At 31.1% G+C, this 874-nt stretch carries 3 protein-coding genes; 1 reads left to right on the top strand and 2 read right to left on the bottom strand.

Annotated elements, in window-relative coordinates:
• Both LOK41_RS29190 and LOK41_RS28295 read right to left on the bottom strand, forming a co-directional pair.
• Nucleotides 1–68 (bottom strand): single-stranded DNA-binding protein (locus LOK41_RS29190; RefSeq protein WP_347269386.1); only part of this gene is annotated, 68 nt, incomplete at its 3' end.
• A gap of 275 nt (nucleotides 69–343) precedes the next feature.
• Nucleotides 344–541: a hypothetical protein gene (locus LOK41_RS28295; RefSeq protein ID WP_241819395.1), complete on the bottom strand. Its 198-nt coding sequence runs from the start codon at nucleotides 539–541 to the stop codon at nucleotides 344–346.
• Between the two features lie 117 nt (nucleotides 542–658).
• Here LOK41_RS28295 and LOK41_RS28290 point away from each other — a divergent pair, with 117 nt between their 5' ends.
• Nucleotides 659–811 carry a ribbon-helix-helix domain-containing protein gene (locus LOK41_RS28290; protein ID WP_006097643.1) on the top strand — a complete coding sequence of 51 codons (153 nt, stop codon included), beginning with the start codon at nucleotides 659–661 and terminating at the stop codon, nucleotides 809–811.
• The last annotated feature ends 63 nt before the right edge of the window (nucleotides 812–874 follow it).

The raw sequence follows: 874 nt of genomic DNA, 5'->3' as shown, positions 1-874 counted from the left end.
CCATTTGGCGTGTAACGCAAATCAGGATTCTTTGTGAGACGACCAACTAAAATTGTACGATTGAGCACAGTAATTTCCCCCTTAATAATCTTATAAGTATTTTAAATCTTTCCTATGTGTTAAAATATAATGTGAAGGAAATGGACGAGATTTCCTTTGCTTTACGATCACTCAATACATAGCCCTTTGTTTGCTTTTTGCAAATGAGGGGTTTTTATTTTGCATATTTATTTTGATTTTCTAAAATTGCCAAACGAATTAATTTTAACTTCGTATCTTTGCTCAGTACTCCCCATTCAGATACATCAATTTTCATTTGCTATTCCTCTCCTCTATCGTTTAATTATACTAAACTCACATATAAAGAGCTTTCATCCTGTTCATGCACATGGAAAGTATAATCTTTTCCTGTTGCTTCTAATGCTCCAAATAGCATCTTTTGATACCTAAAATCCGTTATATCCATATCTACTTCACCATGATTCATGAGATGTTTTAGATCCATCATCATTTTCTCGATTTTCTTTTCCAATATCTTCACTCCTTTAAATAGTAATATTAGTGATATCACCTATATTGCTATTCTATTACTCATTTTTCCAGTTGTCAATAAAAGTAATATCACTTATAATACCTTTATAAAGGGGGGCATACTTACATGGCAATAAACAGAGATAAAAATACACCGGTTTTAGTTACAATTCCTAATGAACAATTAGAAAAAATTGAGAATTTCTGGCATGATAACAAACTAAAAAGTCGTAATGAAGCTATTCGTCAGCTCATAGAAAAAGGGTTAAGTCAAAAATAGTGGCTTCCCTTTTTTATTTTGCTTAAAAAAACGCAAAATAGATTTAAACCCCTTAAAATCTTC

This window comes from Bacillus sp. TL12 (assembly GCF_022625245.1).
Classification (GTDB): domain Bacteria; phylum Bacillota; class Bacilli; order Bacillales; family Bacillaceae_G; genus Bacillus_A.
The sequence above is the reverse complement of the archived record's forward strand: the minus strand, read 5'-3'. Positions and strand labels throughout refer to the sequence as shown.